The organism is Sulfitobacter sp. AS92 (assembly GCF_038900015.1).
Lineage (GTDB): Bacteria > Pseudomonadota > Alphaproteobacteria > Rhodobacterales > Rhodobacteraceae > Sulfitobacter.
In genome coordinates, this window is the sequence record NZ_JBBMQL010000007.1 from 89,387 (window position 1) to 114,896 (window position 25,510).

Sequence of the window (25,510 nt, forward strand, 5' to 3'; positions counted from 1 at the left end):
CAACTTTCACTTTGACCATTGGGGGTGATCTGTGATCCGCCTTGAAAAGCGCCCGCAGCCCAGTCGGGCCCTTTCCCTGTCGACGCCTATCATGGCGGTACTGGCCACTTTCGTCTTTGGCGGGCTCTTGTTCGCCGTGCTGGGCAAAGACCCGGTGGTGGCGCTGCAAACGATCTTTTGGCAGCCGATCTTTGGCGAATATGCCTTTTATTACCGCCCGCAACTGCTGATTAAAGGGGCACCCTTGGTACTGATCGCCATCGGCCTCAGCCTTGGATTCAAAGCGGGCATCTGGAACATCGGGGCCGAGGGGCAGTACATCATGGGCGCCATCTTTGGCGCGGCTGCGGGGCTGGCGTTCTACCCCGCAGAGGGCTGGTACATCTTCCCGCTGATGGTGGTCGCGGGTGCCTTTGGCGGATGGCTTTGGGCGATGATCCCGGCCATTCTCAAGGTGCGTTTTGGTACGAATGAAATCCTCGTCTCGCTGATGTTGGTCTATGTCGCCGAACAGTTCCTCGCCTCTATGTCATTGGGATTGCTTAAGAACCCAGAAGGCTACGGCTTTCCCGGGTCGCGCAACCTACAACAATATGCGCCCGCACATAACGCCGAACTCTTCGCCGGGTCCGGCATGCATTGGGGCGTGGTCGCGGCGCTGATCGCGGTGATCTTTTCCTATGTGCTGTTAACCAAACACCGTCTCGGCTTTGCCATCCGCGTCACCGGCGAAGCGCCCCGCGCCGCGCGCTTTTCGGGCGTGAACCCGGCACGGCTGGTGCTGTTTTGCCTTGGCACTTCGGGCCTTCTAGCCGGGCTTGCGGGGATGTTCGAAGTCTCCGGGCCGTCTGGTCAGATCACCATCGACTTCAATGTGGGCTACGGCTTCACCGCGATCATCGTGGCTTTCCTTGGCCGCCTTCATCCCATCGGCATCCTGCTCGCAGGTGGGTTGATGGCTCTCACCTACATTGGCGGTGACATCGCGCAATCCAACCTCGGCCTGCCCGCCGCCGCGATTCAAGTGTTTCAGGGGATGCTTCTGTTCTTCCTGCTCGCCTTGGACGTTCTCACCCATTACCGGCTGCGCATTGGCGCGGCGGAGGCTGTCTGATGGATCTTTCCGCAATCAACCCGCTTTTGTTCGTCGCAGGCTTTCTGGTCGCGGCCACGCCGCTGATTTTTGCCGCCATCGGTGAATTGGTGGTCGAAAAATCCGGGGTGCTGAACCTCGGTGTCGAGGGCATGATGATCACCGGCGCGATCTGTGGCTTTGCCACGGCGGTCGAGACCGGCTCGCCCCTCTTGGGCTTTGCCGCCGCTGCTGTCGGGGGCGCGGCGCTGAGCCTGCTCTTTGCCTTTCTCACCCAAGTCACGCTGGCCAATCAAGTCGCCTCGGGCCTGTCACTGACGCTTTTCGGCCTCGGCCTTTCGGCGCTGATCGGGCAAAGCTACGTCGGGATCAAACCGCCCCGGCTGGGCGATATCGACTTTGGCCCCTTGGCCGATATCCCCGTCATTGGGCCGATCCTCTTTACCCATGACATCATCCTCTATCTCGGCATCGCACTGGTCGCGGCTGTCTGGGCGGTGCTGAAATTCACCCGCGCCGGGCTGATCCTACGCGCCGTGGGCGAAAGCCACGATGCGGCCCATGCGCTTGGCTACAAGGTCAAGCGCATCCGCACGGCGGCAATTCTCTTCGGTGGCGCCTGCGCAGGTCTTGGCGGCGCCTACATCAGCCTGATCCGTGTGCCGCAATGGACCGAAGGCATGACCGCCGGGATCGGCTGGATCGCCCTCGCCCTCGTCGTCTTCGCCAGCTGGAAACCATGGCGCGCGCTGCTGGGTGCCTATCTTTTCGGCGGCATCACCCAGTTGCAACTGAACTTGCAGGGCGCGGGCGTTGCCATTCCTGTGGAGTATCTGGCAATGTCGCCGTATATCATCACCATCATCGTTCTGGTGGTGCTGTCGGCGGATAAAAGCGCCGCGCCGGCCTCACTGGGCCGAACCTTCCACGCCTCAAACTAGGGGCATCATATCTCGCGGTCTCGGCCGCACATCAAGCCCCGGCAAGGGGCACGCAAACAGGGGAAACCTCATGAAACTATCCACCCTTATGACCAGCGCGGCACTTGCGCTCGGCCTTGCTTCGGGCGCTGTTGCCCAAGACAAGACCAAGGTCGGCTTTGTCTTCGTCGGCCCCGTGGGCGACGGCGGCTGGACCTACGAGCATAACGAAGGCCGCTTGGCTGTCGAAGAAGAGTTCGGCGACAAGGTCGAAACCGTTTTCGTCGAAAGCGTTGCCGAAGGCCCCGACAGTGAGCGTGTGATGACGCAGATGGCGCTCGACGGTGCTGACCTGATCTTCACCACCTCCTTTGGCTACATGGACCCGACGATCAACGTCGCCAAGAAATTCTCCGACGTGAAGTTCGAGCACGCCACCGGCTACAAACGCGCCGACAACGTCTCGACCTATTCCGCGCGTTTCTACGAAGGCCGCGCCATTCAGGGCCACATCGCGGGCTCGATGACCGAAAGCAACATCATCGGCTACATCGGCTCTTTCCCGATCCCCGAAGTGATCCGCGGCATCAACTCTGCCTATATCCACGCCAAGAAAGTGAACCCCGACGTTCAGTTCAAAATCGTCTGGGCCTACACATGGTTTGACCCGGCCAAAGAAGCCGACGCCGCCAAGGTTCTAATCGAACAGGGTGCCGACGTGGTCCTGCAACACACAGATTCCACAGCACCCCAAGCCGCGGCACAGGAAGCGGGCAATGTGATCACCTTCGGTCAGGCCTCTGACATGGCGCAATACGGCCCCAAGCCGCGCGTCTCCTCGATCATCGACGACTGGGCACCCTACTACATCGAGCGGGTCAAAGCGGTCATGGATGGCACATGGGAATCCACCGACACGTGGGACGGCATTGGGCCGGGCATGGTCGGCATCGGCGAGATCTCTGACGCCGTTCCCGCCGACGTGAAAGCCGAAGCGTTGGAAATGAAAGACAAGATCGCATCCGGCGAATACCACCCCTTCACCGGGCCGATCAACAAGCAGGACGGCTCCGCTTGGCTGGCCGAAGGCGAGACCGCCGATGACGGCACGCTCGCGGGCATGAACTTCTATGTCGAAGGCATCGAAGGCACGATCCCGCAGTAAGCCGAACCGGCTCACAGATGACAGGGGCGTGCGGGCAACCGTGCGCCCCTTTTCCATTGCGGCCCGCGCCGGGGTTGCTAGGCTCGCTTTTCCCACTCCGTGAAAGGCCCTGCCATGATCACCGTGCACCACCTCAACCGCTCCCGCTCACAGCGCATCCTTTGGCTGCTGGAGGAGTTGGATCAGCCCTATGACGTCATCCGCTACCAGCGCGATGCCAAGACCAACCTCGCCCCGCCTGAGTTAAAATTAGTGCACCCTCTGGGCAAATCCCCGATGATCGAAATTGACGGCCAGTTGGTTGTCGAAAGCGCTGCCATCGTCGATCTACTCTGCACCCGCTTCGCCCCCGAAATGATCCCCGAGCGCGACACCCCCGCCTTCCTGCGCCATATGGAGCTGATGCATTTCGCCGAAGGCTCTGCCATGACGCCGATCCTGCTGAACCTCTATGTCTCGCGCTTGGGCGATGCCGCCGCGCCGCTGCACCCGCGTATCAGTTCCGAATTGGACAACCACTACAGCTATATGAACAGCCTCGTGCGCCCCTCCGGCCACTTCGTACAAGATACGCTTTCGGCAGCCGACATCATGCTGAGCTTCCCCGCCGAGGTTGCCATGCGCCAAGGCCGGGCTGCGGATTATCCGGCCCTCAAGGGCTTCATCGAGACGATCCAAAACCGCCCCGCCTACCAACGCGCGCTAGAAAAGGGCGAGCCACAGGACGCCTAGCGCCCCACCGCCTGCCCCGCGCCAAACCCATTGCGCGCGGGCAGCGCCCATGCCACCAATCGTGCATGAACCAGATGCTCACCAGCCTTGATGGCACCCCCGCCAGCCGCCTCGCCTTCGGCACCATGCAGTTTGGCGGCCGCGCCGATGCAGCAGCCTCTCGCGCGATGTTCGACGCCTGTATTGAAGCGGGGATCACCCATTTCGACACGGCCCACGTCTATACCGACGGGGCGTCCGAGACGCTGCTGGGCCAGTTCGTGCAAGACCGCCGCGACAGCCTGATCGTGGCCACCAAAGCCGCCTATATCGGCGGCGCAGGGCGCGCCAATATCCTCGCCTCTGCCGAGACGTCGCGCCAGCGGATGCAGCTTGATACGCTCGACGTGCTTTACCTGCACCGTTTCGACCCAGACACGCCGCTGACCGAAAGCTTCGCCACGCTGGCCGAGTTGAAAGACCTGGGCCACATCCGCCAAGTGGGCCTGTCCAACTTCGCCGCATGGCAGGTCGTCAAAGCGGCCCATATCGCCGCCGACTTCGGCCTAGAGATCGCCGTGATCCAACCGATGTACAACCTCGTCAAGCGCCAAGCCGAGGTGGAAATCCTCCCCATGGCCCATGACCTCGACATCCTCGTCGCGCCCTACTCTCCCCTGGGCGGCGGGCTGCTCACCGGGAAATATGCCACCGGAGGCACCGGTCGCCTCAGCGAAGATGACCGCTATGCCGCCCGCTACGGACAAGAGGTGATGCACGGCGCCGCTGCCGGCCTTGCCGCCCTCGCCCGCGATCTGGGCACCCATCCTGCGACCCTCGCCGTGGCATGGGCGGCGGCGCACCCAACGGCACCAACACCGATCATCTCCGCCCGTTCTCTGGCGCAGCTTGAACCCTCGCTGGCCGCGATGACCTATCAGATGACACCGCAAACCTACGCCGCCATCGCCGCGCTCTCGCCCACACCACCCCCGGCCACCGATCGGCTGGAAGAGCAATCATGAGCCGACTGCCCCCGAGTGCCAGCGTCGCCGAAGACGCAGGCGGCGACCGTCTTTTCGCCCCCGCCGCCGCACGCAATCTCGACGCGCTTTGCGATCTGCTGGCAACCCACGCTCCACAAAAAGGCCGCGCGCTGGAAGTCGCCAGCGGCACCGGCCAGCATGTGGTCGGCTTTGCCAAACGCCTGCCGGGCCTCGCATGGCTGCCCAGCGACATCGACACAGCCCGCCGCGCCAGCATCAACGCCCACGCGGCTGAGGCCGTTCTGCCCAATATCGCCCCGGCCCTACCGCTCGACGCCACCAGCCCCGGCTGGGCAGCCGAGCATGGCCCCTTCGATTTGATTATGCTGGCCAACCTGCTGCACCTCATCCCAACCGCCGCCACCCAGAGCCTGATCACCGAAGCCGCCACAGCCCTCGCCCCCGGCGGCACACTTATCCTCTACGGCCCCTTCAAGCGCGACGGCCAAACCACCTCCCCCGGCGACACCCGCTTTGACGCCGAACTCCGCGCCGCCGACCCAACGATCGGCTACAAAGACAACATCGACATGGCCCGCTGGCTTAGCGATGCGGGCCTTAGCCCGATCGACGAAGTGGACATGCCCGCCAACAACCTCGCATTCATCGCCAGAAAGCCCAGCCCATGATCCTCCGCCGCGCCTTGATCCTGTCGCTCCTTTCCCTCGCCGCCTGTGGCAGCCCAAGCACCCCGCCCCCCGCCGATCCCGGCACGCTCTTCCCGGCGCGTTTCGGCGACAGCGACTCGGTGGATTTCAACGGTCGCAACCCGCAATCCTATCCCGTCCACGGCATCGACGTGGCCCGTTTTCAAAACAACATCGACTGGAATACCGCCCGGCAAAACGGCGTGAACTTCGCCTTCATCAAAGCCACCGAGGGCGGCGACCTGAAAGACATCAACTTCGACACCCACTGGCAAGGCGCAGGCCAAGCCGCCGTCAAACGCGGCGCCTACCACTTCTATTACTTCTGCACCTCGCCCGAGGATCAGGCCCGCTGGTTCATCCGCAACGTCCCCCGCACCCCCGGCATGCTGCCCCCGGTGCTCGACATGGAATGGAACCCCTTCTCCCCCACCTGCGCCCATATCCGACCCCCAGCAGCCGAAGTCCGCGACCAGATGCGCCGCTGGCTCGCGGTGGTCGAGCGTCACTACGGCCAACGCCCCATCATCTACACCACGCCAGAATTCTACCGCCAAAACGGCCTAAACGGCTTTACAGGCTACGACTTCTGGCTGCGCACCACCGCCAAAGCCCCCGCCGAGGCCTACCCCGGCCAAACCTGGCGCTTCTGGCAATACAGCGCAACCGGCATCGTTCCCGGCATCGGCGGTGACGTAGACATCAACGCCTTCTCCGGCAGCCGCGTCGAGTGGCAAAACTGGGTCGCCACCCACGCCCTGCGCTAACGCCAAAGGGGGGAACGCATCCCCCCTCATTCATCCTTTCTTAAATACCGCTGCACACCACCCGGAATGCCCGCAACGTAGTTGTTGGCAATCAATCTCGCGCGTAATGCCGCGCGACGACAAACAGCCCGCCCACCAGCAACAGCGGCAGCAAGAATATCCGAAACACATGCACGCCCAACACCGCGAGCAAGGCGCCGATCAGCTCATCCGCCCGGCTCCAAAGATTGCTGGCAAGCTGCCGGTACTCGGTCAGACCCGGCTCTTCCTCGCCCAAAGCCCCACTGCCGCCGACACGGGCGGTGATCTCCTCGATCACCTCCATATTGCGCAGATAGACCGCCTCGGTAAGCTGGCCTGCCAGCGGCTCCGACACCACCAGCGCGAGAGGCAAAGCCAACCCTAAAAATCCACCATACCACGCCAACCGCCGCGGCAGCCCCGCATGGCCGCGTTTACTGACTGCCCAGACAGCCAATGCAACCGCCAGCAGCCCCATGCCGATGGCGCTTACCGGCCCCAAGGCCACGGCTATCACTCCGGTAGCCACCATCACGCCAAAAACCAGCCCCGCGATCCGCTCAACCGTGTCGTCAATCGGCTCCAACACCTTCAGGGGCCGCGCCGAGCCGGAGGCAATGAACGACAGCCCCACCTCGATCTCTTGCGCGGTCGATAAAAAGGCATTCAACGTGCGCAGCGTGACATAAGACGCCGCCGCCGTCGTCGCCACATCCGCCGCATAGCCCTGCGCCGCGCTGACAACCGGATTGTCCCGCAACAACGCTGCCGTCAGCGCCAGCGCACAGAAAAAAGCAAGCAGCGCCCGGCGGATCAACCGTCCGCCCGGATGCGCTGGTTCTTCGGATCATAGGGGCTGTCTTCGACCACCTCGGCCTCCCACAGTTGATCAAGCATCTTTACCTTCAGCTTCGTGCCTACCACCGCGTCTTCAACTTGCACATAGCCTATGCCAATGCTCTTGCCGAATGCGACGGAATAGCCACCCGAAGTCAGCCGCCCGGTCCGACGCTCGCCGTTGTAAAGCACCTCACGCCCCCACGGATCTGCGTCTTCTGGCCCATCAATCAGCAGCGTCACGCATTTCGCGCGGATGCCATGGTCGACCATCGCCTGCTTCCCGTGAAACTCTTTGCTCAGGTCCACGAAGCGCGGCAAATCAGCCTCCAACGGGGTCGCATCCCGGCCCAACTCATTGCCAAAGGCGCGGTAGCTTTTCTCCTGCCTGAGCCAGTTCTGCGCCCGTGCGCCCACCAGCTTCATCCCATGCGGCGCCCCCGCCTTCTCCAGCGCATCAAACAGATGGTTCTGCATCTCAATCGGGTGGTGCAATTCCCAACCCAACTCCCCGGTATAGGCCACCCGGATCGCCCGCACCGGCACCATCCCCAACTCAATGTTGCGCATGGTGAGCCAGGGGAACCGCTTGTTGCTCAGCACCGTTTCCGGCTCCGCATCGCGCACCAAATCCCGCAGCACATCACGCGATTTTGGCCCAGCAATCGCAAAAACGCCCCACTGCGTTGTCACGTCATGGCACTCAACATAGCCCACCTCGGGCATCTTGTCGGCAATCGCCTTGCGCAGATAATCGCTGTCATAGGCGGTCCACGCCCCGGCTGAGACCAGATAATATTCATCCTGCGCCAACCGCACGATGGTATATTCCGTCCGCGTCGTCCCCGCCCCGGTCAGGGCATATGTCAGATTGATCCGCCCCACCGAGGGCAGCTTGTTGCAGGTAAACCAATCCAGAAACGCCGTCGCCCCCGGCCCGCGTACCAGATGTTTGGTAAAGGCCGTCGCATCAATCAGCCCCACCCCCTCACGAATAGCCCGCGCTTCCTTCACCGCGTGCTGCCACCAGCCCCCGCGCCGGAACGAGCGGCTGTCATGATCACTAAACCCCTCAGTTGCGTAATAATTCGGCCGCTCCCAACCATTCACCTGTCCAAACTGCGCCCCCCGCACCGCCTGCCGATCGTAGGCCGGAGAGGTCCGCAGAGGCCGACACGCCGGGCGCTCCTCATCCGGGTGGTGCAAAATATAAACGTGATCGTAAGCTTCTTCGTTCTTCCGCGCGGCATATTCCGTGGTCATCCAATCGCCGTAGCGCTTGGGGTCAAGGCTCGCCATGTCGATCTCGGCCTCGCCCTCAACCATCATCTGCGCCAGATAATACCCCGTGCCCCCCGCCGCAGTGATCCCGAACGAAAACCCTTCCGCCAACCACATATTCCGCAACCCCGGCGCTGGTCCCACCAGCGGATTGCCATCCGGCGTATAACAAATCGGCCCGTTAAAATCGTCCTTCAACCCGCAATTCTCAGCCGAGGGGATACGGTGGTTCATCGCCATATACTGATCTTCGATCCGCTCCAGATCGAGCTGGAACAGATCGGCCCGGAAACTGTCCGGCACCCCATATTCAAACCGCGCCGGGGCGTTCTTCTCATAGACCCCAAGAATCCAGCCGCCCCGTTCCTCGCGCACATAGCTCTGCGCATCGGCATCGCGGATCACCGGATGCTCAACATTCCCCGCCGCGCGGTAATCAACCAGCGCCGGATCGCGGTCCATGACAATGAACTGATGTTCCACGGGAATCGCAGGCATCTTGATCCCCAGCATCCGCGCCGTGCGCTGCGCGTGGTTGCCGCTCGCGGTCACCACATGCTCAGCGGTAATGACGATCTGCTCATCACTGGCGACAAGGTTGCCGCCCTTCTCCACCATCTTCGTGCAGGTCACTTCCCAATGGGTGCCATTCCACTCAAACGCATCCGCCTGCCACTTGCGCTCAATCGCCACGCCCCGCTGCCGCGCCCCCTTCGCCATCGCCATCGTCACATCGGCGGGGTTAATATAGCCGTCCGTCTGATGATAAAGCGCGCCCTTCAAATCCGTCGTCTCGATCAGCGGCCACTTCGCCTTGATCTCATCGGGGGTAAGCCATTCATACGGCACACCGCAGGTCTCCGCGGTCGAAGCATAGAGCATATACTCATCCATCCGCGCGTCCGTCTGGGCCATCCGCAGATTACCCACCACGGCAAAACCGGCGTTCAACCCGGTCTCAGCCTCTAACGTTTTATAAAACTCGACCGAGTACTGATGGATATGCGTCGTCGCAAAAGACATGTTGAACAACGGCAGCAGCCCCGCCGCATGCCAAGTCGAGCCCGAAGTCAACTCGTCCCGCTCCAACAGCATCACATCATCCCAGCCCGCCTTCGCCAAATGATAGGCAATCGAGGTGCCAACCGCGCCGCCACCGACAACCAATGCTTTGACTTGCGTTTTCATGTGCCAATCCCTCTGCCCTAGGCTCCTCCCCGTTGTACGCAGCAAGGCAAGAGACCGCAGGCACCAGCCGACCCAACATGGCCAAAAACCGACCTCACCTCACCAAACGCACCAACCCCGCGTCAGTGCGCCGCCATCACATCTTCATCCTTTTCCAAATACCGTGCACCGTATTTCCCGCCGCACAACATCAGGGCAGGCTACCCCATCTCACCCCGGCAAGATCTTCCCCGGGTTCAGAATATTATCCGGATCCAGCGCCGCCTTAAGCGTCGCCATCACATCCACCGCAGCGCCCAACTCCTTGCTCAAATAGGCCCGTTTGCCCTGCCCGATCCCATGTTCGCCGGTACATGTGCCATCCATGGAAATCGCCAGTTCTGCCAGCCAACTCACGAAGGCTTCGCCCCGCGCCACTTCGTCGGCGTCGTCCATGTCGATCAGTAGCGACGCGTGAAAGTTCCCATCCCCCGCATGGCCCACGATGGGCGCGATGAGCTTCAACTCCTCGGCGCGGACCTGCGCGGCCACCACGGCATCGGCGAGGCGCGAGATCGGCACACAGACATCGGTAGCGACGGCCTTGCACCCCGGACGCAGCGCCAGCACCGCCCAATAGCCATCATGCCGCGCCTGCCAAAGCTTGTTGCGTTCTTCGGGCGTGGTGGTCGCCGCATAGCCGGTGCCGCCGAATTCCTCGGCCAGCATGCCAAAGGTCTCGGCCTGTTCGACAACCCCGGCGTCTGAGCCGTGGAATTCCAACAACAAAAGCGGGGTTTCGGGCAGGGTCAGCTTGGAATAGGCGTTCACGGCCTTCACCACATCGGCGTCCAAAAGCTCAATCCGGGCCACGGGGAGCCCATATTGGATCACCGCCATAACGGTCTCACAGGCCGTCTGCACCGTCGGGAAAGAACAGCGCGCCGAGGAGATTGCCTCGGGAATGCCCTGCAAACGCAGCGTGATCTCAGTGATGATCCCCAACGTCCCTTCCGAGCCCACCATCAGCCGCGTCAAATCATACCCCGCCGAAGATTTCCGCGCCCGGCCCCCGGTGCGGATCACCCGGCCATCGGCCATGACCACCTCAAGGCTCAGCACATTGTCTTTCATCGTGCCATAGCGCACCGCATTGGTGCCGCTGGCCCGTGTCGCGGTCATCCCACCGAGCGAGGCATTGGCACCGGGATCAATCGGGAAAAACAGCCCCTGATCGCGCAGATGGGTATTGAGCGCCTCGCGGGTCACGCCCGGCTGCACCCGACAATCTAGATCGCCAGCGTTGACCTCTAGCACTTGGTCCATCTGCATCACATCGATGCAGATGCCGCCAGCGGGGGCGTTCACATGACCTTCCAGCGAGGTGCCCGTACCGAAAGCAATGACCGGCACTTTATGCGCCGCACAGATGCGTACCGCCTGCGCCACATCGTCGGTGGAGGCCGCCATGACCACCCCGTCGGGTGCCTGCGTTTTGATCCATGTGGTGGTATGGCCGTGCTGCTCGCGAATGGCTTGGCCGGTCAGCAGATTGGGCCCAAAGGCTTGGCTCAATTCCTCTAGCGCGGCTGCAATGCCCGCCTCATTGCGCGGCAGTTCTGCGATCTTCGTCAATTTCCATCTCCAAACAGCGTCTGTGCGCCGCAGGAAGCCCTGCGGGCGCAACTTGCGAAATTACTTTTACCCAATAGCCGCCATATCGCCGCCGCCCGCGGGCTCATAGCATGGAGGGCACAACTTGATCAGGCGGACGGTGACCATCATCAAAGGTCTTAATATTGATCAAAACTTTCTCGCCCATCTCGATCCGACCTTCCAACGTGGCCGACCCCATATGAGGCAACAGCACGACGTTCTTCAGCTCTCGTAGGCGCGGATTGATCTCGCGGCCATGCTCGTAGACGTCCAGCCCCGCGCCTTTGATATCGCCAGCGCGCAGCATCCGCGTCAGGGCGTTCTCGTCGATCACCTCCCCGCGGGAGGTGTTTACGATCACCGCGTCACGCTTCATCAGCCCCAAGCGGCGCGCGTTCATCAGATGAAAGGTGCTCGGCGTATGGGGGCAGTTGATGCTGATCACGTCCATCCGGCTGACCATCTGATCAAGGCTGTCCCAATAGGTGGCCTCTAACGCGTTCTCGACCTCTTCGCGCAGGCGTTTGCGGTTGTGGTAATGCACCTGCATGCCAAAGGCCCGCGCGCGGCGCGCCACGGCCTGACCGATCCGGCCCATGCCCAAAATGCCCAGACGCCGCCCGCCGACCCGACCGCCCATCAAGGCCGTCGGAGCCCAGCCATCCCAATTGCCCGATTGCATCACCGCCATGCCTTCAGGCATGCGGCGGGTCACGGCCAAGATCAGCGCCATTGTCATATCAGCGGTATCGTCGGTCAGCACGCCGGGAGTGTTCGACACCAACACGCCGCGTTGGCGCGCGGTGGCCACATCAATGTGATCAACTCCCGCGCCATAGTTGGCGATCAGTTTCAGCCGCTCGCCCGCCTGCGTGATCAGCGGCGCGTCGATTTCATCTGTAATCGTTGGCACCAGCACATCAGCATGGCGCATCGCCACGCCCAATTCCTCGCGGGTCATGGGCCTGTCATCTTCGCGTAAGGTTACGTCAAACAGCTCTGACAGCCGTGTTTCCACCGCCTCTGGCAACCGTCGCGTCACTACAACACTCAACCGCTTCTTTGACATGCCTGCTCTCCCGGTCTTGGCGTCGCCTCGTTTCACAGGCATGGTGTCTCATGCAGCGACGAGGCACAAGAACTCGCGCCGGAAAAAGAGCAACAATAAACCGCAGATTTGCACAGCACCGACCCACAGCAGTGAACCGCATAGCAGGCAACTCCATGATAACCGCTTTTCTTCGCAGCACCCTTTTGGTGGGCGCGCTGCTTTTGGCACAGATGTCCCCCGGCGCTACAGAAGAGGCGCGCGGGCAGGTTACGAACCTCCCTCTCCCCCGTTTCGTTTCGCTCAAAGCCTCCGAGGGCAACGTGCGCCGTGGCCCGTCCCTGTCGCATCGCATCGACTGGGTATACAAACGCCGCGACCTGCCGCTTAGGATCACCGCCGAACACGGCCACTGGCGCCGGATCGAAGACCGCGACGGCATGGGCGGCTGGGTGCATTATTCGCTTCTGTCGGGCACGCGTACCGTGCTGGTTGAACAAGACATGCTGCAACTTCACGTCAACCCCGACCCAAAGGCCGCCGTCGTGGCGCGGTTGGAGCTGGGCGTGGTGGCCCGTTTGGGCGAATGCACGCTTGAATGGTGCGAGTTGCGTTCGGGCGGCTTTACCGGCTGGGCGCCGAAAGTGCGGCTCTGGGGTGTTGGCCCCAAGGAACTGCGCGAGTAGGTCTGCTTTTCACGCCAATTGCATGATCCCGGCGCTTGCGCCACTCTGCCGGCAAAATTCAAGCCGGAGAGAGCGCCATGCAAGCCATCACCTATGAAGAATTCGGAGCCGCCGCAGATGTGCTGCGGCTGACGGATATCGAAAGCCCCACGCCGCAACCCGGAGAGGTCTGCGTGGCGCTGAGCCATTCGGGCGTGAACCCCTCCGACGTTAAGGCCCGCGCAGGCACACGTCCCGGTGTCACCAAACCACCCTTCCCACAGGTCATCCCCCACAGCGACGGCGCGGGAGAGATCATCGCCGTCGGCGCGGGCGTCGATTCTGCCCGTGTGGGTCAAAAGGTCTGGGTCTGGAACGCCCAGTGGCAGCGCGCCTTTGGCACCGCCGCTCAGCAGATCACCCTGCCCGCACATCAAGCCGTGCCCCTGCCCAAAGGTGTTTCGACCGAGGTTGGTGCGCAGCTTGGCATTCCGGGGCTGACCGCCTGCCACGCTGTCTTCGGCGGCGGCGGGGTGGCTGGGGAGACGGTGCTCATTCAAGGCGGTGCAGGCACGGTGGGCTACCTTGCCGTGCAACTGGCGAAATGGGGCGGGGCCAAAGTGATCGCCACCTGCAGCCCGCGCGACAATGATCTGGTCCGTGACGCTGGCGCCGATGCGGTGCTGAACTACGCCGATCCCGATCTCGCCCGTGCCGTTCTGGACGCCAACGGCGGCAAGCCTGTCGAGACCATCGTCGAGACGGAGTTTGGCCTGAACCTCATCACCGACACCGAGGTCATCGCCCCCAATGGCCGCATCGCCGCCTATGGCTCGGCGGGGGAGATGTCGCCCACGCTGCCGTTCTACCCGCTGCTGTTCAAAGCGGTGACCATCGACATCATCCTGATCTACCTGCTGCCCACCGGCCCGCGCGAACAGGCGATCACCCGACTGCACCATGTGCTGGAAGACGGCGCGCTGCGCTGCCCAGTCGACACGGTCCTGCCGCTCGCTGAAGCCGCGAAAGCGCATGAGTTGGTCGAGGCCGGGCACCGCAACGGGGCGGTGCTGCTCGATTGTCAGGGGTAGCGCGCTAATTGACCAAGCCACCGCCCTCACGGAGGGGCGGTGGCCCTTTCCGTCGACGGAGACCCCCATGCGCCTGATTGCTGCCCTGCCCCGCCTGATCCTGTGCCTGCTGCTGCTCATCGCCCTGCCGCACGCCCCCGCCGTGGCGCAAACCAGCGACCAGCCAGAAGGGACCATCGCCGTCGAAGGGGACGCCACCGCAGATGCCGCCATCGCCAACCGCATCCGCACCATCCTGCGCGAGCTTGAGGGGTTTGAGAAGGTCGGCGTCTCCGTCTCGTCCGGCATCGTCACCCTGCGCGGCACCACACTCGACGCCGCCAGCGGCGAGCGGCTGAGCGAGTTGGCGGGACGTGTCGAAGGGGTGGTGGCGATCCGCAACGAGGTCCGCGAGAGCACCGATGTGTCTGAGCGGCTCAATCCCGCAGTGGACCGCTTCCGCGACCGGATGGAACAGGCCGTGGCCTTCCTGCCGCTGGCCTTGGTGGCGCTTGGTGTCTTTGCCCTGATCGTCGTGGCCGGGCTGGCGCTGGCGCGGCTGCGCAACCCGTGGGAGCGGCTGGCCCCCAACGCCTTTATCGCTGACATTTACCGCCAGATCATCCGGCTGGCCTTTATCATCGCAGCGCTGGTCGTGGCGCTTGATATCCTCGGGGCGACGGCGCTGCTGTCGGGCATTCTTGGGGCGGCGGGGATCGTCGGCCTCGCCATCGGTTTCGCGGTGCGTGACACTGTGGAGAATTTCATCGCCTCCGTCATGCTGTCGATCCGCCAGCCCTTTCGCCCCCACGACACTGTCGAGATTGACGGCGACACCGGCAAGGTGATCCGCCTGACCAGCCGCGCCACGATTTTGCTCAGCTATGACGGCAACCATGTGCGCATCCCGAACTCTACGGTCTTTAAAAGCCGCATCATCAACTACTCTCGCAACGCCGAGCGGCGGTTCACCTTTACCCTCTCGGTGGCCAGCGATGCCGATCTGGCCCGCGCCCGGGATCTGGCGCTAGAGGTGCTGAATGACCTGCATTTCGTCCTCCCCTCCCCCGAAGCCGCCGCCTGGGTGGAGGAGGTGGCCGATCACTGGATCAATATGCAATTCGCCGGTTGGATCAACCAAGAGACCACCGATCTGGCCGCCGCACGCGGCGAGGCGATTCGCCTGACATTATCGGCGTTCGATGCCGCTGGCCTCACCGCGCCGCCCCCGGCCTACCGGTTGATAACGCAAAGCGAATCGTCGGGCACTGCGCAAAGAGATTCGCCCCAAGCGCCGACGGAGAGCGCAAACCCCGCCCCCGTACAGACAGTTGAAGCGCAGGCCGACCGTGAATTGACCCGCATCGTCGCGCAGGAACGCGCCGAATTGCCCCGTGAAGACCTGCTCTCGGTTGATGCAGCCGAAGAATAGGCCAATTTATCAAAAACGGGTCTTGCACCCCGGGCCAGAGAACTCTAATTAGCGCCCTGTGTTGGGATGTAGCCAAGTGGTAAGGCAACTGTTTTTGGTACAGTGTACCGTAGGTTCGAATCCTACCATCCCAGCCAACACATCTGAAAAAGCGCATAGTTCATAACGGGATAGCCGTTTATAAAGCGGACAGCCTCCCGTCTCCACATCGTGGTGGCTCACAAACTGGTTCACATCGGCCGGGATGCAGGCCAAGTGACCCGCGAAGGAAGTGGGAACTTCATTTCGTGCGCGAAAGCGGGGCTTTCTACTTTCGAAGACGCTGGACGACGCCATTGTGAAAAAATGGTGCCCCAGAATTTTTGTCTGTCTCTCTTCGAACAAATATCCTCTCCGAAGCGGTAAAGCGGTCGGCTGACCTGCTTACCGCTGTGGAAGCAGGAGAACGAAACATGCTGATGAAACTTCAGTAGCCGCCAGTAAACCCGGGACGCATCGAGGTGATGCTGAAGGAGCTTGTGCGTCAGGCCTGTGTGTCGTGCGTGCCCGCGGCACGCTCCACAGTGTAGAGGCAATTCTCGAACAACTTTGAATCTTTGAATAATTGAGAGTTGGTGGGAGTGATGATGGCATCCCGCCTTTGAGTTGCACCTCGTTGCAAGGAGCCGCGACCTTGCCTATGCCCGCTTGCAAGTTATATCGCGCTGAGGAGGGGCATCAATGCTTTCAAATATGGACGAACGGCTGATGTTTCTCAAGGTCGGGGGCAAAGTTGCATCTTTGATCGAGACCCGTGCTTGGCATGGGCATCCGCTGGGCGCGCCTCAGGACTGGTCACAGAGCCTCAAGACAGCGCTTCAGATCATATTGGCATCCCCCTCGCCAACTTTTATTTGCTGGGGGCCTGAACAGTTCCTGTTCTATAACGACGCCTTTGCCCCCCTATTAGGCGCGGCACATCCGAAGGCTTTGGCGGAGCCTGCGATGCAGAGCTTGGAGGGCATGTGGCCTGACCTGCCTTCGGCCTTGGCACAGGTTGTAGATCAGGGTCAGGTACTCCGCCTGACAACGGCGACGCCCTGCACCTCCGATCACCAGTCCGCCGGGGGTGCGCTGTCTCTCAGTCCCTTGGCAGATGATCAGGGTCGGCCGAGGGCGGTGCTTTGCACTGTCCTCGACGCGCAACCAGAACCCTTCAGCGCGAATGGGTCCGACGACCTGCAAACATTGCAGCACAGGCTACTGGAGCTGACCCTTCAGGAGCGGCCGCTAAAGGTGATCCTCGACGAGTTGATGCGAGCGGTTCAAACGTTTATCGGCGAAGACTCTCCTTGTTCGATCCTTTTGACTGATAAGGAAGGCGTTAGGCTTTTCCACGGCGCTGCGATCGGGCTGGCTGAGGACTATACCGTCGCCATTGACGGGTTGGAAATTGGACCGGCGGCCGGATCTTGCGGGACGGCGGCACATCGCAAGTCGTCGGTCGCCGTGGCCGACATTGCCCAAGACAGTTTATGGATGGATTTTCGGGACTTGGCGCTCGCCTACGACCTGCGCGCTTGTTGGTCCCATCCCGTGGTCGGGACCGGGGGCAAGTTGCTGGGGACATTTGCAACTTACAGACGGGAACCCGGACTGCCAACTGCGCCCCAAGACGATTTTCTTGATCTGGTGGCTCAGATCACTGCTCTGGTCCTTGAACGCTATGCAGCCCAAGAAGCGCTAAACGATCAGAGCCGGCTGCTTGAAACCTTGAACCGCACCGGCGCTGGTGTTGCGGCCGAATTGGACCAAGAAGCACTGGTGCAGATGGTCACCGATGCCGGCGTCGAACTCACAGGCGCACAGTTCGGTGCCTTCTTCTACAATATCACCGATGGGTCGGGCGAAAGCTACATGCTCTATTCTCTGTCCGGCGTCGACAGGTCGGCTTTCAGCAAGTTCCCGATGCCGCGCAATACAAAGATTTTCGCACCAACTTTCGCCGGGGACGGCGTTGTTCGGTCTGACGACATCACAGCCGACCTGCGCTATGGCCAGAATGCGCCGCATCGGGGCATGCCAGAAGGGCATCTGCCCGTCCGCAGCTACTTAGCCGTTCCGGTGGTATCGCGGTCGGGTGAGGTGCTGGGTGGCTTGTTCTTCGGCCATGAAAAATCCAGACAGTTCTCGGTTCATCATGAAAGGCTCATGGATGGGCTCGCGGGTCAGGCATCTATCGCGCTGGACAACGCGCGTCTCTACCGCTCAGCGCATAACGAGATCGAAGTGCGGCGCCGAGCTGAGGAAGAACTGATCCAAATTAAGAGCGATTTGGAGCTGGCGCATGAACGGATCGATTTGGCCTTGGAGGCCGGTGCCATTATCGGCACTTGGATATGGAATATCCCGGAGGATATCGTCACCGCTGACGAGCGTTTTGCAAAGTCCTTTGGACTTTCAGTTGACCGCTGCCGTGAGGGGATGCCCATCGCCGATGTGGCCGCCTCCGTCCACCCCGAAGATTGGGAGCAGGTGCAAACCAAGATCGAGGAATCTGTTCGAGTTGGGGGCACCTACAGAGCTGAATACCGTTCAAAGCATGCGGATGGATGTTATCGCTGGGTAGAGGCCAGTGGACATTGCGAACATGATAGCGCGGGTCAGGCAATTCGGTTCCCTGGCGTGCTGATCGACATTCAACAACGCAGGCAGATTGAGAGCGATCTCAAGCGGCGCGAAGCCGATCTGGCGCTTTTGCTGGATGCCACTGCCGACGGCTTCTATGCGGTCGACAAGGGGGGGTATACGACCCGCTGCAACGCGGCCTTCCTCCGCATGCTGGGTTTCGACAAAGAAGAGGATGTTATTGGTAAACAGTTGCACGACATCATTCATCACTCGCACGTAGACGGCTCGCCCTACCCCCACAAAGATTGCCCGATCTACCATGTCGCCTCGACCGGTGAGATGGCTCATGTCGACGACGAGGTGTTCTATCGGACAGATGGCACGTCCTTCCCTGTGGAATACTGGGTTCGCCCCGTGATCTGGCAAGGGGAACTGCAGGGCGCGGTTTGCAACATACTTGATATCAGCGAACGCAAGCAGGCCGAAGAGGCACAGCAGCTGCTGATGCGCGAGTTGAACCACCGGGTGAAGAACCTGTTCTCAATTACGGCGGGCATGATCAAGATGACAGCCCGGCACGCGACCAACGTGGAGGAAATGTCGTCGTCATTGACTGGCCGCGTGATGGCACTCGCCCGCGCGCATGAGTTGATCAGCAGCTCAATCACCTCACGCCAGAACCACGAGGCCCCCAGCAGTCTCCATAGTCTGATTGAGGTGGTCTTGGAGCCGTATATCGAGGGGCGCCCTGGGGTGCTTGACCTCACGGGCCCCCCAGTGGAGCTTGGGCCCACATCTACAACAGGTTTCGCGCTTATCTTGCACGAGATGGCAACCAACGCGGCGAAATATGGTGCTCTTTCGGCTGCAAATGGGAAGCTGCGCGTAGCCTGGGACCTTGCGGAAGACGTGTTGACGCTGGATTGGACAGAAACGGGTGGCCCGGAGTTAGCAGGCCCCCCGCTGCAAACTGGCTTTGGAAGCCAGCTCGCACGGCTGAGCGCCACCGGACAATTGGGCGGTGGGATTGAACATGTCTGGCATCAAAGCGGGCTCGAGGTTCGCCTGACCGCTGCGTGTGATCGCCTCGCACAGTAGAATGAGGAGCAAAGTTATGCCCGGAACTGACCAGTATCTCGCCGGCCTCAAGGTTCTGATCGTTGAGGACGAACCGTTCATCGCGCTGGATCTTGCCTTCGGCGTTGAGGAGGCGGGGGGGGTCCCCTTGGGACCGGCTTCTTCTGTCGCTCAGGCCCTGAAGCTGATTGAGAACGAGTTGCCGGATGCAGCTATCGTCGATGTCGATCTACCTGATGGAAAAATAGGCCCGGTGCTTGCCGTGCTTCGTCCACGAGTGCCGGTTGTCGTGCATACCGGAGTGGGCTTGCCGCAGGCACTGCGTGAGGCCCATCCTGAATTGCAGGTATGCACCAAACCCACTGCCCCTTCCGAGTTGGCTCGACGGCTAAGCGTTGAGATTTCGCGGTCTCTCTAACTTACATGCTGTGTGTCGATTGGCTTTCGAAATATTTTTGGCCAGCGCACCCTTAGGGCAGCCGGGTGGCACCCGTCGGGCAGAACCTGGGTCAAGAAGCGGCGGATGAGTTCGGGGGTGGCCAGCCGCATGACCCTTTGGCAGTCGCCGGATTTGATGCGGTAATCCTTCTAACGGAAGGCATGGGTTTGGGCATCGGCGCTGACCAGGCGATGGTTCTAGATCGCCACCCGATGGGGATAGCGGCTCAAGCAAGCCCGCACGGTCTCGGGGCCGCCGAGGGGCGGTATGGCGTAAACCAGTAAATAGGGCTCACCGCGAACATTCACGCGGACGCTTGATAGGCCGCTCCGATGGTCTTTGCGTATTTGCAAAGGCGTGTGAGATGGCAGCGAACGACCGTATCAACTGGGTAATCCCTGGCATTCCAGACCAGATTAATCGCACCGAGCGGCTCGGTTCCTGCAACAATCGGCACGGCGATTGCATGCGGCAAAGCCCCGTAATCAACGGCCCTGCCCCAATGCCCGGCAGCCCTAACGGCAAATCCATGTGCGGAAATGGCCTTCATCATTTTCGGCAGTTGCGCAGAAACCAACGCATCTTGGCGCGGCAACCTCTCAGCCAAGTCCTTTACGGCCTGTAAACGGCTGTCGTTCGGCATGGCATGGAGATAGGCCAATCCCAGAGCCGAATGAAACGGGGAAGGACGAAAGCCGATTGTTTCCGGGTAAATGCCATGCTTACGGAAGGATCGCGTGGTATCAACGATTTCAACGCGACCTCCGCCTATGCTGGCAGCCAGATCAACGGCCAGCCCCGTCTTTTCGGACAGCTGCAAAATCTCTTCTTTGCTGACTGCAACAAGACGGTCGACCAGTTTTGGCCTGCCGTCAACACGCGGAAAGGCAGACCCGAGCCGATAGTAGCCGTCGCTGTTCCGGCGAATAAGCCAGCGCCGGGATTCCAGCGTGGCGCAGATGCGCAAAAGTGTCGGTTTGGGCAAATCGGTGCGCTCGGCAAGCATCGCAAGGGACAGCGCGCCCGAGGCATGGACAACCTCAAGAACGGCGAGACCGCGTTCGATAGATCGGTTAAGTTTGGTCATGTCAGTGCATTCCACCTGGTGAAATACCTATTCGACAGACGCAGACGGGCGCAATAAAAATATGCATGCGCCCCCTGCCTCGGACGGGAGACGAGGCAACCGCGGGTTGGCGCATCAGGGAGGACAACATGCTGCAAATCAAACCACAGGTGTATCTGTCGTACACAATTGTAGCACTTTCCCTAGCCATAATTTCCATTGTGCTTTGGGTGGCAGTTTTCGGGGTTTTTTCCGACTCCTACCTGCGTGTCGGTATGCTGCTTTTGGGCGGTTCGCTAATCATTCTTACAAAGATTGGACACACCGACAGCCTGGCTGATCGTGCTCTGCTGGCTGTTACGGGCATTGCCTTGGCCCTTGGTGTCTACCAGTATTTCCGAGCTGCCGAAGAAATCGAAACAGGGCTTTATTTCCTAAGCTCCGCAGACATCTGGATAGGCCTTCTGGGCCTATTCGCGGTGATCGAGATGACGCGGCGCTCGGTCGGTCTGGTCATGGCCGTGGTGGCTGGGGTCGTACTGGCCTACGGCGCGTTCGGGCATCTAGCACCGGGTTTTCTGCGCCATGCTGGGGTTTCCACCGAGGAACTGATGACGGTTCTGTGGTTTTCCTTTGATGGTGTCTTCGGACGCCCGATGGCCACGGTCGTATCCACCATTCTGATTTTCATTCTGTTCGGCGCGTTGCTTGAGCTTTTGGCAATCGATCTGGTGCTTGTGCGGCTTGCCATGGCGGCTACTGGGCGCATGCGCTCTGGCCCGGCAGCGGCTGCCACCGTGGCAAGCGGCCTGTTCGGGACCATTTCGGGCAGTGCTGTGGCAAATGTCGTCGGCACGGGGGTCATAACGATACCGCTGATCAAGAAACGCGGATTTTCGCCGCGTTTCGCAGCCGCTGTTGAATCAGCGGCATCTAGCGGGGGCCAGATCACACCACCGATCATGGGTGCCGTGGCCTTTATCATGGCGGACGTCACCAATGTGCCCTACCTGACCATCTGCGCCGCTGCCACCGTTCCCGCACTGCTATATTACGCCGGTCTTTTTGTCGCGATATCTAGCGCTGCGCGAAACATGGAGCTGACCGACGAAGTCCGCCCGAAAGTCTCTTTCAACTGGCGCGAGATGGCGCAGATGGGGGTATTCGTCCTCTCGCTTGCTGGCATCGTTGTGACCATGGTGGGCGGCGCGTCACCCGCCTATGCTGGGTTTGTGGGTGTAGCACTCGCTGCCCTCATGGGATTTGCAATTCGCCCGGACTTGTTGCTCAACGGGGCTGCGTGGCTCAAGTTTGCCCGTTCGGCGGGGCTCATCTCGGCGCAGCTTGTGGTCATCGTCGGCGCTGTCGGCATCGTGATCGGCGTGCTGAACCTCACCGGCGTCGGGCTGCGCTTTGCCTCACTTCTGTCGAGCCTTGCTGATGAGCAGTTGATCCTGTCGCTGATCCTTATGGCCTTTGCCTGTCTGCTCTTGGGCATGGGCATGCCGACCGTGCCCGCCTATCTTATCATCGTCTTGGTGATGGGACCGTCGTTGCAAAAGCTGGGCGTGCCGATTGTTCACACCCATATGTTCGTGCTCTATTTCGGCGTCCTGTCGGCAATCACACCACCCGTGGCACTGGCCGCCTTTGCAGCCGCGCCAATCGCAGGCTCAGGGCCGATGGGTACGGCGCTCGAAGCATCGCGTCTTGCGCTGCCGGGTTTCGTGATCCCCTTTGCCTTCATCTACAAACCGGCACTGCTGCTTGGAACCGGGTTTGGCTGGACCGAGTCCGCCCAGGCGATCCTGTTTGTTCTGCTTGCGACGATCCTGATTTCGCGGGCCTGCTACCCGCGTCGCGGCAAGGCTTACATGGTGCCGGTAGGACTGGGCCTTGCCGTCGCGCTGATCTTTTTCGGGCCGGTCGTTTCATGGATTGCCGCCTTTGCAGGCCTTGGGGTGATGTATGTTGACCGGCTGAACTTAACGTCCAAGACCCAAATTTCATGACCATAGGGAGGATCAAATCATGAAAGCCACTGATCTCAACCGCCGTACCGTTCTGGCGGGCGCCGCTGCCGCCGTGTCGGCGACAATGCTGCCGCGTGCCGCATTCGCAAAGGAGCTTCTGCGGATGTCGACACTTGGCCCCGGTACCAGCCCGAACCTTGTGATGACAACCTTCGCCAGCATCATAAACCGCGCATTGCCGGACTATGAAATTCAGGTCAATGCCACCGGTGCCGCTACCCGCCACGTGCTTGAAGTTGCGATGGGAAAAACCGCGTTTTGCATGTCTTCGCCGTCGGTGAATGCCCTGATGACCAATCAAAAGGCCATGTATGAGAAGATGGATCAAGCCCCGGAACTGGCCAAGAAACTGCGCGCAGTGTTGAACTTTCCAATGGGCGTCTATCACATTGCCGTCTACGAGTCGTCTGGCATCACGTCGCTTGACCAGATTGCTGGCAAACGCGTTTTCCTTGGCCCCCCGGGTGGTGCCGCCTATGCCACGATGGAGAGCTTGTTCAAATCCGTGACTGGTCTTGAAGCAGGCACTGACTATGAGGCGGTGAAACTCGGCTGGGATGCGGCAGCGGCGTCATTCCAAGATGGAAACCTCGACATCTACTGCAACCCCACCAACGCACCAAGCCCGGTGCTGACGCAGATCGCGGTGACCAACCCGATCCGTTTCTTGGGGATACCCGAGGACAAGATGGAAACCGAAGGCGTCAAGGCTCTGACCAGCCGCCCCGGTTTTGGCCCCGGCACCCTGCCCGCTGGTGCCTATGGCGACAATCAGATGAACGATAGCGATACCACCACGCTGCGTGTCACTGTCGGGATCGTCACCAACGAAGACGCCGAAGAACAGATGATCTACGACATGACCAAGACCTTCTTCGAAGGCGTGGCAGAGATGCAGGACAGCGCACCCTGGCTTAAAGCGGTCAATCCCGAAGGCGCTGTGGCTGACCTTAACATGGCGCTGCACCCCGGCGCTTTGCGCGCGCTTGAAGAACTGGGCGTCACGATACCCGCCGTCGGGCGCGGCTGAACGAAAACCGGCCGGGACATCACCGTCCCGGCCACAACTTGCAGGTAGTCTCGATTATGGCAAAGAACGTACTTTTCATCATGTGCGACCAACTCCGCTGGGACTATCTGTCCTGCACCGGGCATCCGCATCTGGATACCCCGCACATTGATCAGCTTGCCAAACGAGGCGTGTTGTTTGACCGCACCTATGTTCAGTCGCCAATTTGCGGACCATCACGCATGTCGTTCTATACCGGGCGCTATGTCAGCGCACATGGATCGACCTGGAACAATATCCCGCTCAAGGTGGGAGAGATGACCCTGGGCGATCACCTGCGCCCCTTAGGCGTGCGCACGGCCCTTTGCGGCAAGACCCATATGACCGCCGATGTCGAGGGCATGCGCAGGCTTGGCCTCGCACCCGATAGCGAGATCGGCGTGCTGGTCTCTCAATGTGGGTTTGAGCCTTACGAGCGTGAAGACGGGCTGCATCCTGACGGGCCGCGCTATCCCCGCAACAGCGCCTATGACAGCTTTATGAAAGACCGCGGCTGGCAGGACGAAAACCCTTGGCAGAGCGTCGCCAACAGCGCCGAAGACGACGATGGCAATATCCTAAGCGGCTGGTTCATGGACAATGCCGACAAGCCCGCCCGCGCCGCAGATGAAGAAAGCGAAACCCCCTATATCACCAGCCGTGCAATGGATTTCATCCGCGAAGCTGGCGACACGCCGTGGTGCCTGCACCTGAGCTATATCAAACCGCATTGGCCCTATATCGTCTCAGCACCCTACCACAACATGTATGGCAGCGAGACACATCTTGACCCAGTCCGCAGCGAAGCCGAGCGCGCCGATCCGCATCCGGTCTATGGCGCCTTCATGGAAGAACGCGTATCGAAAGCCTTCCGTGACGACGCCATGAGGGGCAAGGTTCTGACCGCCTACATGGGCCTCATTAAACAGATCGACGACCAGCTTGGGCGTCTGATGGCGTTTCTTGACGCTGAGGGGCTAACCGACGACACGATGATCGTCTTCACCTCGGATCACGGTGATTATCTAGGCGATCACTGGATGGGTGAGAAGGAGTTGTTCCATGACGCCTCTGCCCGCGTTCCGCTGATCGTGGTCGACCCCGGACCCGAAGCCGATGCAACGCGGGGCCTGCGGTCGGATGCTCTTGCTGAGGCGATCGACGTTGTTCCCACGATCCTTGAGTATTTCGGCGGCCAAGCCGTACCGCATATTATCGAAGGCCGTGCTTTGCAGCCAATCTTGCACGGCAAAACCGATGCGGTTCGCGAGGTGGCTATTTCTGAGTATGATTATTCGATGCGCGAAGTCCGGCGGCGGCTCGGGGTTGCGGTGAAGGACGCGAGGCTCACAATGCTGTTCGACGGGCGCTGGAAGTACATCTTTGCAGAGGGTTTTCGCCCGATGCTCTATGATCTCGAAGCTGATCCCGACGAACTGACCGATCTGGGTGCCGATCCGGCCTATGTCGATGAGATCGTGCGGCTGGAAAGACAGTTCTTTGACTGGACCCGCCGCATGGCGCAGCGCACGACCAAGTCGGATGAATGGATCGCCGCGCGGGATGCCACCCTCGGCGAAGCCAAGGCGGGCATTCTGATTGGCTACCGCAACGAGGCCGAACTGCGCGAGGTTCTTAGCACAGCCGAAGCTCAGAATAAGGTCGCCCGCAAGACGCAGTGACATGACGCTGCGGGCGAACAAGCTGCGGC

General features: G+C 61.0%; 21 protein-coding genes and 1 tRNA gene. 17 read left to right on the forward strand and 5 right to left on the reverse strand.

Features of this window, described 5'->3' with window-relative positions:
• The first annotated feature begins 31 nt into the window (after positions 1 to 31).
• The 7 genes from WNY61_RS13340 to WNY61_RS13370 all read left to right on the forward strand — a co-directional run bounded on the left by WNY61_RS13340 (position 32) and on the right by WNY61_RS13370 (position 6,349).
• Positions 32 to 1,114, forward strand: coding sequence for an ABC transporter permease (locus WNY61_RS13340; RefSeq protein ID WP_342851914.1), 1,083 nt, complete (start codon positions 32 to 34; stop codon positions 1,112 to 1,114).
• Positions 1,114 to 2,034: an ABC transporter permease gene (locus WNY61_RS13345; RefSeq protein ID WP_322344251.1), complete on the forward strand. Its 921-nt coding sequence runs from the start codon at positions 1,114 to 1,116 to the stop codon at positions 2,032 to 2,034. The genes WNY61_RS13340 and WNY61_RS13345 overlap by 1 nt, the downstream gene beginning before the upstream one ends.
• Positions 2,035 to 2,104: 70 nt before the next feature.
• Positions 2,105 to 3,178: a BMP family ABC transporter substrate-binding protein gene (locus WNY61_RS13350; protein ID WP_342851915.1), complete on the forward strand. Its 1,074-nt coding sequence runs from the start codon at positions 2,105 to 2,107 to the stop codon at positions 3,176 to 3,178.
• A gap of 114 nt (positions 3,179 to 3,292) precedes the next feature.
• The gene (locus tag WNY61_RS13355; protein WP_342851916.1) at positions 3,293 to 3,910 is read left to right on the forward strand and encodes a glutathione S-transferase; all 618 of its coding nucleotides are present in this window, start codon (positions 3,293 to 3,295) and stop codon (positions 3,908 to 3,910) included.
• A gap of 65 nt (positions 3,911 to 3,975) precedes the next feature.
• Entirely contained in the window at positions 3,976 to 4,914 is a 939-nt protein-coding gene (locus WNY61_RS13360; protein WP_342851917.1) for an aldo/keto reductase, read from the forward strand.
• On the forward strand, positions 4,911 to 5,564 hold the full coding sequence (locus tag WNY61_RS13365; protein ID WP_342851918.1) for a DUF938 domain-containing protein: 654 nt from the start codon (positions 4,911 to 4,913) through the stop codon (positions 5,562 to 5,564). Before WNY61_RS13360 ends, WNY61_RS13365 begins: the two co-directional genes overlap by 4 nt.
• Entirely contained in the window at positions 5,561 to 6,349 is a 789-nt protein-coding gene (locus WNY61_RS13370) for a GH25 family lysozyme (RefSeq protein WP_342851919.1), read from the forward strand. Before WNY61_RS13365 ends, WNY61_RS13370 begins: the two co-directional genes overlap by 4 nt.
• A gap of 91 nt (positions 6,350 to 6,440) precedes the next feature.
• Here the strand turns inward: WNY61_RS13370 and WNY61_RS13375 are convergent, their stop codons facing one another.
• The 4 genes from WNY61_RS13375 to WNY61_RS13390 form a co-directional block, all read right to left on the reverse strand.
• Positions 6,441 to 7,187: a hypothetical protein gene (locus tag WNY61_RS13375; protein ID WP_342851920.1), complete on the reverse strand. Its 747-nt coding sequence runs from the start codon at positions 7,185 to 7,187 to the stop codon at positions 6,441 to 6,443.
• A complete protein-coding gene (locus WNY61_RS13380; protein WP_342851921.1) occupies positions 7,184 to 9,676 on the reverse strand; it encodes an FAD-dependent oxidoreductase in 2,493 nt (830 codons plus the stop codon). Before WNY61_RS13380 ends, WNY61_RS13375 begins: the two co-directional genes overlap by 4 nt.
• Positions 9,677 to 9,886: 210 nt before the next feature.
• On the reverse strand, positions 9,887 to 11,290 hold the full coding sequence (locus WNY61_RS13385) for an FAD-linked oxidase C-terminal domain-containing protein (protein WP_342851922.1): 1,404 nt from the start codon (positions 11,288 to 11,290) through the stop codon (positions 9,887 to 9,889).
• Between the two features lie 103 nt (positions 11,291 to 11,393).
• Positions 11,394 to 12,380: a D-glycerate dehydrogenase gene (locus tag WNY61_RS13390; protein ID WP_342851923.1), complete on the reverse strand. Its 987-nt coding sequence runs from the start codon at positions 12,378 to 12,380 to the stop codon at positions 11,394 to 11,396.
• A gap of 212 nt (positions 12,381 to 12,592) precedes the next feature.
• Between WNY61_RS13390 and WNY61_RS13395 the strand changes: the two genes are divergently transcribed.
• The 7 genes from WNY61_RS13395 to WNY61_RS13425 all read left to right on the forward strand — a co-directional run bounded on the left by WNY61_RS13395 (position 12,593) and on the right by WNY61_RS13425 (position 19,936).
• Complete coding sequence (locus WNY61_RS13395; protein WP_113075671.1) at positions 12,593 to 13,045, forward strand: SH3 domain-containing protein; 453 nt, start codon at positions 12,593 to 12,595, stop codon at positions 13,043 to 13,045.
• 77 nt (positions 13,046 to 13,122) lie between these two features.
• Positions 13,123 to 14,115: an NADPH:quinone reductase gene (locus WNY61_RS13400; protein ID WP_342851924.1), complete on the forward strand. Its 993-nt coding sequence runs from the start codon at positions 13,123 to 13,125 to the stop codon at positions 14,113 to 14,115.
• A 67-nt stretch (positions 14,116 to 14,182) separates the two neighbouring features.
• Positions 14,183 to 15,526, forward strand: a complete 1,344-nt coding sequence (locus WNY61_RS13405; RefSeq protein ID WP_342851925.1) for a mechanosensitive ion channel family protein — start codon at positions 14,183 to 14,185, stop codon at positions 15,524 to 15,526.
• Positions 15,527 to 15,588: 62 nt separating this feature from the next.
• Positions 15,589 to 15,663: transfer RNA gene (locus tag WNY61_RS13410), tRNA-Gln, on the forward strand.
• A 583-nt stretch (positions 15,664 to 16,246) separates the two neighbouring features.
• Positions 16,247 to 19,234, forward strand: coding sequence for a GAF domain-containing protein (locus tag WNY61_RS13415; protein WP_342851926.1), 2,988 nt, complete (start codon positions 16,247 to 16,249; stop codon positions 19,232 to 19,234).
• A gap of 16 nt (positions 19,235 to 19,250) precedes the next feature.
• Positions 19,251 to 19,631, forward strand: a complete 381-nt coding sequence (locus WNY61_RS13420; RefSeq protein WP_342851927.1) for a response regulator — start codon at positions 19,251 to 19,253, stop codon at positions 19,629 to 19,631.
• A gap of 65 nt (positions 19,632 to 19,696) precedes the next feature.
• Positions 19,697 to 19,936 carry a hypothetical protein gene (locus WNY61_RS13425; protein WP_342851928.1) on the forward strand — a complete coding sequence of 80 codons (240 nt, stop codon included), beginning with the start codon at positions 19,697 to 19,699 and terminating at the stop codon, positions 19,934 to 19,936.
• Positions 19,937 to 19,956: 20 nt separating this feature from the next.
• Here the strand turns inward: WNY61_RS13425 and WNY61_RS13430 are convergent, their stop codons facing one another.
• Complete coding sequence (locus WNY61_RS13430) at positions 19,957 to 20,739, reverse strand: helix-turn-helix domain-containing protein (RefSeq protein WP_342851929.1); 783 nt, start codon at positions 20,737 to 20,739, stop codon at positions 19,957 to 19,959.
• Positions 20,740 to 20,867: 128 nt separating this feature from the next.
• On the opposite strand from WNY61_RS13430, the gene WNY61_RS13435 reads away from it, so the two are divergent.
• The 3 genes from WNY61_RS13435 to WNY61_RS13445 are packed head-to-tail and all read left to right on the forward strand — an operon-like array spanning position 20,868 to position 25,481.
• Positions 20,868 to 22,730: a TRAP transporter fused permease subunit gene (locus WNY61_RS13435; RefSeq protein WP_342851930.1), complete on the forward strand. Its 1,863-nt coding sequence runs from the start codon at positions 20,868 to 20,870 to the stop codon at positions 22,728 to 22,730.
• Between the two features lie 19 nt (positions 22,731 to 22,749).
• Positions 22,750 to 23,781 carry a TAXI family TRAP transporter solute-binding subunit gene (locus tag WNY61_RS13440; RefSeq protein ID WP_342851931.1) on the forward strand — a complete coding sequence of 344 codons (1,032 nt, stop codon included), beginning with the start codon at positions 22,750 to 22,752 and terminating at the stop codon, positions 23,779 to 23,781.
• A 56-nt stretch (positions 23,782 to 23,837) separates the two neighbouring features.
• Positions 23,838 to 25,481: an alkaline phosphatase family protein gene (locus WNY61_RS13445; protein WP_342851932.1), complete on the forward strand. Its 1,644-nt coding sequence runs from the start codon at positions 23,838 to 23,840 to the stop codon at positions 25,479 to 25,481.
• Positions 25,482 to 25,510 lie beyond the last annotated feature (29 nt).